Source organism: Paraburkholderia sp. (genome assembly GCF_035948235.1).
Taxonomy (GTDB): Bacteria; Pseudomonadota; Gammaproteobacteria; order Burkholderiales; family Burkholderiaceae; genus Paraburkholderia.
On sequence record NZ_DASZJJ010000030.1, the window covers coordinates 1 to 8,706 of the forward strand.

Here is an 8,706-nt window from a genome sequence, read left to right on the forward strand (position 1 = left end):
CGCGACCTCGGCCTATATCGTGTTCTTCCTGAACCGGCCGGACCGCGTCACCAGCGTCGTCATGTCGTGTGCGCTGTTTCTGCTCGTCACCGCGATCATCGGCATCGTGATGATCTTCGCGATCTTCTCCATCGACGTGCCTGCGCTGCGGGTCGGCTGCATGGCGCTGCTTTCGTTCGGATTGCTATTTGTTACCTCGGCGAGCAAATTGCGGCCCGTGGGGGCGATCGTAGCGATGATCGTCGGCTTCGGGCTCGATGAACTGGGTCTTGCGCCCATTGGCGAGGCGGCCACGCGCGGGCTGCTGTACGCCTGGCTGTTCGTGGCGATTCCGATTGGTCTGGCGATTGTGGTGAATCTGCTGATCGGACCGTCGCCGCGACGCCTGGCGAGCGCGAAGCTCGCGCGGCGTTTGCAGCTCGCGGCCCTGTGTTTGACCGACTCCGCAAACGATGCCGAACGCGCCGCATTCGCGGCCAGCTTGCGCGAGGGCGATCACCCCATCATGACGTGGCTGAAGCTCGCGACACTCGAAGGCAGCCTGAAACCCGCCGATGCCGCCGCATTGCGCCAGGCGGTCACCTCCAGTACGGCGATACTGATTGCGGTGGATCTTGCCGCCAGCGAACCCGACGCACGCCTGCCCGCCGCAGGCGCCGCGCAAATCGCCGACACGCTGATGCAGATGGCCGCGATGCTCGCAGCGGGCGGGTATCCGGTGGACGTCGCCGCCCCGGTCATCGACGACCCAACGCTCACGCCGCTCGCCGCCGTGGTGCTTGCGGATCTGCGCGTGGCGCTGGAGCATTTCGCGACGCCTTCCGAAGCGCCCGCCGCCCCCACGCAGGAAGCCCCCGCACGCCGCGGCTTCTTCGACGCGGACGCGTTCAGCAATCCCGATCACGTCCGCTACGCGCTCAAAACCACGGCAGCGGCGATGTTCTGCTACCTGCTCTATCAGCAGCTCGACTGGCAGGGCATCCACACCTGTTTCATCACCTGCTACATGGTGTCGCTCAGCACAACCGCCGAAACCGTCGAAAAGCTCACGCTGCGCATTACGGGTTGCCTGATCGGCGCGTTGCTCGGCACGGCAGCGATCGTGTTCGTCACGCCCATGCTGACCACCGCGTGGCAGTTGATGGCGCTCGTTTTCGTGGGCGCGTGGCTGGCCGCCTGGGTCGCGATGGGCTCGCCGCGCATCGCCTATGCGGGCATGCAGATCGCCTTCGCGTTCTTCCTGTGCGTGATCCAGGGCGCGGCGCCCGCGTTCGATCTGACGCTGGCGCGCGACCGCGCGATCGGCATCCTGATTGGCAATCTGGTGGTCTATCTGGTGTTCACGCGCGTGTGGCCCGTGAGCATCGCGAGCCATATCGACGCGGCGCTGGCGAAACTGGTCGCGCAATGGAAGCGCATCGCGCAGGCCACGGATGCAGCCACGCGCCGGGCGCTCGCCGCCGGTGCATTGGCCGAATACGGCGGCCTGCGCCAGAACCTCGGGCTGATCCATTACGAGCCGTCGTGGGTGCGCCCCGCGCCCGCGTGGGTCGCCAGCCGACGGCGCGCGCTCGCCGAACTGGGCGCGCTGGAGGCGCCGCTCTTTCTTGCGGCGGGCCAAGGTGGCGCCGCAGGCGAGGCGCGCCTTGACGCGCTGACGCGGCAGCTCGCGACAGGCGGCGACACGCCGGAACGCTCTGCCACGCCATCCGCTGATGCCGCCACGGACCCCGGCGTCCACGCGCTATTCAACCTCGTCGCGCAACGCTACGAGCGCATCCACACTATCGCCCCGACCGAGGAGACGCCGACCGATGCGCGCCCCTGACACGACGCTGCGCTCTGCGTTGGCCGCTCTATTCGCGATGACCGGGCTGGCCGGATGCGCAACGTCCTCGCTGGATCTCGCGCCACCCGCCGCCGACCGTCCCTGGCAGCCGCAAACCGATGTCGCCGGCAACCTCGTGCCCGGACCGGCGCTAAACATCGCAAACGCAAACAACGCAAAGCACGAGGGCTACACCTTGCCGCGCAGCGCGGCGTTGTCGAGCGTCGAACCGGCCGCCGCGCTCGACGCGAACCACGCGAACCACGCGTACACGCTGCCCGAACTGATCGACATCGCAGAATCGACCAATCCGCTCACGCGCATCGCCTGGAACAACGCGCGCAATGCGGCGCTCGCGGCGGGCATCGCCAGGACCGCCTATCTGCCGCAGCTCACCGCAACCGCGATGGGCGGCTACCAGGCGTCCAGCGGCTCGACGACCACGCTGCTCGGCACCTCATCGACAAGTTCCGAGATTCACGGCACCGTCTCGGTGCTCTCGCTGCAATGGCTGCTGTTCGACTTCGGCGGCCGCCGCGCGCATGTCGATGCCGCGAACCAGCTATCGCTCGCCGCGAATATCGCGTTCACCGCCGTGCATCAGCAGGTGATCCACGACGTCAGCGTTGCGTACTACACCTATGAGGCCGCCTCCGCGCGCGCACGCACCACGCAGCAAGCGCTCGACAACGCCGACGGCATCCTCGCCGCCGCGCACGCCCGTCTCCGGCAAGGCGTGGGCACCGTGGTCGAACTCGCCCAGGCCACGCAAAATCGCGCCCAGGCGAACCTCGCCAAAGTGCAGGCCGATGGCATGGTCAGCGACAGTTATTTGAGCCTCGTTGCGGCGCTCGGCATTTCGCCCTTGTCGAAACCGGCTATCGCCGCGCTGCCGCCGCGCACGCTCTCGCCGTCGCTGCATCGCCCGGTCGACGAGATCGTCACGGACGCCATCGCGCGCCGCCCGGACGTGCAAAGCGCCTACGCGCTTGAGCAGGCCAACCAGGCGAAGATCCGCGCGGCGCAAGCGGCCTTCATGCCGAAGGTGTTTCTCTCCGCGTCGGCCGCCTACGGCACGGGCACGACCGCGATCACGGCGATTCCGCCCGTCGGCGATCAGGCGGCAACGGTGAACCTGAACGGCAGCCGCCGCAGCGGCAGCATTTTTCTGGGCGTGACGATTCCGCTTTATGACGGCGGCCTGCGCTCCGCCGTGCTGATGCAGGCGCGCAACGATGCGGACAGCGCCAGCGCGCAATCGACCCACACGCGCGACGAAGCCGTGCGCCAGATCGTCGCCGCGCAGAACGCGCTGGCCACGAGCCTCGCCTCCAACGGCGCGGCCAAGGCTCTGCTCGACGCCACGCAGACGACCTACGACGCGGCGTTCGCGGCTTATCGGCATGGCGTCGGCTCGATTACCGATGCGCTGCTTGCGCAGAACCAGTTGCTCGCCGCGCAAAATGCCTACGCGGACAGCTACAGCGCTGCGTTGTCCGCCGCCGCCTCGCTTGCGCTCGCCACCGGAGAAATCGGCGGCGCCCCGCCGGACGGCAGCGCCGCCTGGCAGGGCGATTAAGCGGGACATCATGCACTAACAGGCGCATTCAGGAGTGCGCGTAGATCGGTTCGAGACCCACTACATCGTTCTGCGCGCTATCGGCCGCGCCATGAACCACGCGCACGCCTGCCGCAGCGCTGCCATTCGACCCCGAGCCATAAGCCGATGCGGCCGCCTGATTCTGCGCATCGACACGTGCCTGCGCGGCCTGCAGGTTTTGCGGGTATTGCGTGTAATCGGCAGCCGGGTTGTAGCCGGCCTTTTCCAGTTGCACCAGTTCGGCGCGCACCTGGGCGCGGGTTACCGGTTCGTTCGACTGGGCGAACGACACGGCGGGAACGGCGACGGCAACAGTGAATACACCAGCGACGAGCAGCGATTGAACGAGTTTCATGGCTTTTTCTCCAGCGGGTTAAGTAAGGAATCGACGGTCCGGTCGGCTGGCTTGGCGGTTTAGTGGCTTGGCGCCTTCGCGATCCAGCTGACTGGCATGGGTGTATTTGAACGCCCCGACGTATCCCGCTTGTGTCCACCAACCCGCCTTCCTGCAAGCCTGCGTGTCTGTAGCGGCGCCAGATACACGCCGATACAAAAAGCCTCGCATTTCAGATTCGTAATCTTCCAGTCACCCTCCGGCAAAGGCCCAACCCGCAGACTGCGAACCTCCATACCGTTGCGCGCGCTGGCTGCAAGCCGCCGCGCGCCTTCACGCTCATACAGGTTCGTCATGTGGATTGTCCGGCTCGCCCTGCGCCGCCCGTATACCTTCGCGGTGCTCGCGATTCTCATCCTGATCGCGGGACCGCTTGCCATCCTGCGCACGCCGACCGACATCTTTCCTAACATCGATATCCCCGTCGTCAGCATCGTCTGGTCGTACAACGGTTTTTCGGCACAGGACATGGCGCAGCGCATTACCTCGAACTACGAGCGCGCGCTGACCTCTGACGTCGACGATATCGAGCACATCGAATCGCAGTCGCTCAACGGCGTCTCCGTGATCAAGGTGTTTTTTCACCCCGGCGCCGATATCAACCGCGCGATTGCCCAGGCCGCCAGCAATTCGGCATCGATCCTGCGCGTGCTGCCGCCCGGCACGCTGCCGCCGAACATCATCACGTACAACGCCTCCACGGTGCCGATCCTGCAACTGGGCCTGTCCAGCGCAACGCTCGCCGAGCAGCAGCTCTACGACCTGGGCAACAGCTTTATCCGCACGCAGCTGGCGACCGTGCAGGGCGCGTCGGTGCCGTTGCCGTTCGGCGGCAAGGTGCGCCAGATCATGGTCGATATCGATCCGCACGCGCTCCAGGCCAAGGGCCTCGCGCCGCTCGACGTGGTCAACGCCATCAACGCGCAGAACCTGATCCTGCCAGGCGGCACCGCGAAAATCGGCGCACGCGAATACAACGTGCAGATGAACGGCAGCACCGACAGCATCGCCGCGCTCAACAATCTGCCCGTCAAGACCGTGAACGGCAGCGTGGTCTATGTGCGCGATGTCGCCCACGTGCGCGACGGCTACGCGCCGCAGACCAATATCGTGCGCAGCAACGGCAAGCGCGCGGCGCTGCTCACGGTCGAGAAAACCGGCAACACCTCCACGCTCTCGATCATCAGTCAGGTCAAGTCGCTGTTGCCGCATATCTCCGCGGGCCTGCCGAAAGCGCTCACGATCACGCCGCTGGGCGATCAGTCCGTGTTCGTGAAATCGGCTATCGGCGGCGTGGTGCGCGAAGCGCTGATCGCCGCGTGCCTTACCGCGCTCATGATCCTGCTGTTCCTGGGAAGCTGGCGCGCGACGCTCATCATCGCGGTGTCGATTCCGCTGGCCGTGCTCACCTCGATCCTCGCGCTTTCCGCGCTTGGCCAGACCATCAACATCATGACGCTGGGAGGTCTTGCGCTCGCTGTCGGCATACTCGTTGACGACGCAACGGTCGCGATCGAAAACATCACCCATCACCTCGAAAATGGCGAGCCGCTCTACGACGCAATCCTGAACGGCTCGGGCGAGATCGCCGTGCCGACCTTCGTGTCCACGCTGTCGATCTGCATCGTGTTCGCGCCGATGTTCCTGCTCACGGGCGTGGCGCACTATCTGTTCGTGCCGATGGCCGAAGCCGTGATCTTCGCCATGGCCGCGTCGTACTTTTTCTCGCGCACGCTGGTGCCCACGCTCGCGCTCTATCTGCTCAAGCCGCGCGCAAAGAATGGGCGTCCCGCGAACGCTTTCGCAGCGCGGCTGCAGCGCTTCCAGGCCGGCTTCGAAGCCCGCTTCGAATCGCTGCGTCTGGCCTATCGCGCGACGCTCGCCCGCGCCATTGCGCAACGCCGACGCTTCGTGGCCGTGTTTCTGGCCTGCTGCGTGGCCTCGCTCACGCTGCTGATGTTCACGGGCCGCGACTTTTTCCCGAGCGTCGATACCGGCGAAATCCGTCTGCATCTGCGTGCGCCCACGGGCACGCGCATCGAGCAGACCGCGCGTCTCACCGATCAGGTCGAAGCGGCCATCCGCAAGATCATCCCGGCGAGCGAACAAGGCGCGATACTCGACAACATCGGCGTGCCGGTGAGCGGCATCAACCTCACCTACGATTCGTCGGACCCGGTGGGCGCAGGCGACGCCGACGTGATGGTCTCGCTCAAGCCGGGCCATCGCCCGACGGCGCAATACGTAAGCGAGCTGCGCAAGCAATTGCCGAAGGCGTTTCCCGGCGTGACCTTCGCCTTCCTGCCCGCCGATATCGTCAGCCAGATCCTCAACTTCGGCCTGCCCGCGCCAATCGACATCCAGATCGTCGGCAACAAGCTCGCCGCGAATCGCGTGGTCGCCGACGATCTGCTCGCGAAACTGCGCCACGTGCGCGGTCTGGTCGATGCGCGCATCCAGCAGCCCGGCGACGCGCCCGCCATCAATATCGACGTCGATCGCACCAAGGCGATGCAGGCGGGCCTGCTGCAACGCGATGTCGCGCAGAACCTGCTGATCGCGCTGTCCGGCAGCTCGCAAACGACACCTAACTTCTGGCTCGACCCGAAGAATGGCGTGAGTTATCCGCTCATGGTGATGATGCCGCAGTACGACGTGAATTCCTTGCAGGCGCTCGCGAATCTGCCGTTGACGGGGTCCAGCGCGAGCGCGTCCGGCAACACGAAAAACGCCGCCGATGCGATGCCGGTGCAGAACCTGCTCGGCTCGCTCGGCACCTTCTCGCGCGCCACGCAGCAGGCCGTGGTCTCGCATTACAACGTGCAGCCGGTGCTCGATATTTTCGGCGCGGTGCAGGGGCGTGATCTTGGTGCAGTCGCCAGCGACGTCGCCACAGTGGTCGATAGCGAAAAGGCGAAACTGCCGCCCGGATCGTCAATCGTGATTCGCGGTCAGGTCCAGGCGATGCACGAGGCTTTCTCCGGACTCCTGATGGGTCTCGTGTTCGCGATTGCGCTGGTTTATCTGCTGATGGTGGTGAACTTCCAGTCCTGGCTCGATCCGCTCGTGATCCTGAGCGGCCTGCCCGCTTCGCTCGCGGGCATCGTCTGGATGCTGTTTGCGACCGACACCACGCTAAGCGTGCCCGCGCTCACCGGGACGATTCTTTGTATCGGCATTGCCACGGCGAACAGCATTCTTGTTGTCACCGCCGCGCGCGAAAAGCTCGCACAAGGTATGTCGCCTCATGAAGCGGCCGAACAGGCCGGGTTCAGCCGCTTTCGCCCGGTGATGATGACCGCACTGGCGATGTTGATCGGCATGTTGCCGATGGCGCTGGGACTCGGCGACGGCGGCGAGCAGAACGCGCCGCTCGGGCGTGCCGTGATTGGCGGTCTGGCATGCGGCACGGTTTCCACGCTGATGTTCGTGCCGGTGGTGTTCGCCATCGTGCATGGCTGGCTCGCGCGCCGCAAGGCGCGACAAGCCGCGCTGGAAGCAGCCGCCGACGAGTCAACCCGCGAGCCCGCAGACGCCGGCCAGTAACGTATTCCGATTTCACCCTGACGATCATGACCGACCTCGACAATCAACCCGCGCCGCGCCGCAAACGTGCGCTCGTCCCCACGGTGCTCGGGGCGCTTGCCCTGGCACTGCTCGCCGCGGGCATCGTGCCGCGTCTGCAGGCCAGCCGCGCGCTAGCGGCGCAAACCGAATCGCAAAGCACGCTCACGGTTTCGGTGGTGCAGCCGCAGCCCGCGCCTGCGAGCCAGGATCTCGTCCTGCCAGGCGCCGCCACGCCCTTCGCCGACGCCGCGATCTTCGCGCGCACCAGCGGCTATATCGCGCACTGGTACACGGATATCGGCACGCACGTGAAGGCCGGTCAGGTGCTCGCGGACATCGCCGCGCCCGATCTCGACGCGCAATTGCGCGCCGCGCGCGCCGACGAAGCCTCCGCGCAAGCGGCCTATAACTACGCGAAAACCACGGCGCAGCGCTGGCAGACCATGCTGGCGAGCCAGTCCGTCGCGCAGCAGGACGCCGACGCCAAGGTCAGCGACATGCAGACGAAACAAGCCGCGCTCGCGGCAGCGCAAGCCAACGTGGCGCGCCTGGTCGAACTGGTCTCGTATGAAAAAGTGACCGCGCCGTTCGACGGCGTGGTGACGGCGCGCGACGTGGATGTGGGCGCGCTCGTCACAGCCGGCGGCACACCCGGCGCGCCTTCCGCCACGAACGAACTGTTCCACCTTTCGCAGACGCGAACCTTGCGCGTGTTCGTCGACGTCCCGCAGGACGATGCGGCTGACGTCACGCCATCAACCGAGGCATGGTTGACGACGCAACAATATCCGGGCCGCCGCTTTGCGGCGCATGTCGCGCGCAGCGCGGGCGCGATCGATCCGACCAGCCGCACGCTGCGGGTGGAAATCGACGTCGATAATGCCGATGGCGCGCTGCTGCCGGGCGGCTATGTGCAGGCGCATCTTGCGCTCAAGACCACGACGCCAGCGCTCGACGTGCCGGTGACCGCGCTGCTGTTCCGCCCCGACGGCGTGGCGGTGGCCACCGTCGATGCAGCGGGCAAGGTGTTGCTCAAGCCGGTGCATCTGGGCCGCGACTTCGGCACGCATATGGAAGTCACCTCGGGTCTCGCAGCAAACGATCGCGTGATCGACAATCCCGGCGACAGCATCGGCAACGGCGAGGCGGTGAGCATCGCCCAGCCCGCAAAGGCGGCGCAATCATGAGCGCGCGCCGCTTTTCCATGCGCCTGGGCGTGATTGCGATTGCCGCGGCGCTCGCGGCGTGTTCGACGACCGCGCCGTATCAGGCGCCCGCAGTCGAGATTCCGGCGCACTATGCAGGCGGATCGGCGTC

The 8,706-nt window shown here is 66.2% G+C and carries 5 protein-coding genes; 4 read left to right on the forward strand and 1 reads right to left on the reverse strand.

Going from position 1 to position 8,706, the window contains the following annotated elements:
• Together VG320_RS01775 and VG320_RS01780 are read left to right on the forward strand one after the other, a co-directional pair.
• Positions 1-1,828 (forward strand): FUSC family protein (locus tag VG320_RS01775; RefSeq protein WP_327198464.1); only part of this gene is annotated, 1,828 nt, incomplete at its 5' end.
• Entirely contained in the window at positions 1,815-3,407 is a 1,593-nt protein-coding gene (locus VG320_RS01780) for a TolC family protein (RefSeq protein WP_327198465.1), read from the forward strand. The genes VG320_RS01775 and VG320_RS01780, both read left to right, overlap by 14 nt.
• A 28-nt stretch (positions 3,408-3,435) precedes the next feature.
• On the opposite strand, the gene VG320_RS01785 is transcribed toward VG320_RS01780, so the two are convergent.
• The gene (locus VG320_RS01785; RefSeq protein ID WP_327198466.1) at positions 3,436-3,783 is read right to left on the reverse strand and encodes a DUF4148 domain-containing protein; all 348 of its coding nucleotides are present in this window, start codon (positions 3,781-3,783) and stop codon (positions 3,436-3,438) included.
• A 333-nt stretch (positions 3,784-4,116) separates the two neighbouring features.
• Here VG320_RS01785 and VG320_RS01790 point away from each other — a divergent pair, with 333 nt between their 5' ends.
• On the forward strand, positions 4,117-7,368 hold the full coding sequence (locus tag VG320_RS01790; RefSeq protein WP_327198467.1) for an efflux RND transporter permease subunit: 3,252 nt from the start codon (positions 4,117-4,119) through the stop codon (positions 7,366-7,368).
• 26 nt (positions 7,369-7,394) lie between these two features.
• Positions 7,395-8,576, forward strand: coding sequence for an efflux RND transporter periplasmic adaptor subunit (locus VG320_RS01795; RefSeq protein ID WP_327198468.1), 1,182 nt, complete (start codon positions 7,395-7,397; stop codon positions 8,574-8,576).
• Positions 8,577-8,706: the final 130 nt, after the last annotated feature.

Bases quoted from the DNA above. Each gene is read 5' to 3' on its own strand.
- VG320_RS01780 (WP_327198465.1), top strand. From the start codon at position 1,815: ATGCGCGCCCCTGACACGACGCTGCGCTCTGCGTTGGCCGCTCTATTC.
- VG320_RS01785 (WP_327198466.1), bottom strand. From the start codon at position 3,783: ATGAAACTCGTTCAATCGCTGCTCGTCGCTGGTGTATTCACTGTTGCC.
- VG320_RS01790 (WP_327198467.1), top strand. From the start codon at position 4,117: ATGTGGATTGTCCGGCTCGCCCTGCGCCGCCCGTATACCTTCGCGGTG.
- VG320_RS01795 (WP_327198468.1), top strand. From the start codon at position 7,395: ATGACCGACCTCGACAATCAACCCGCGCCGCGCCGCAAACGTGCGCTC.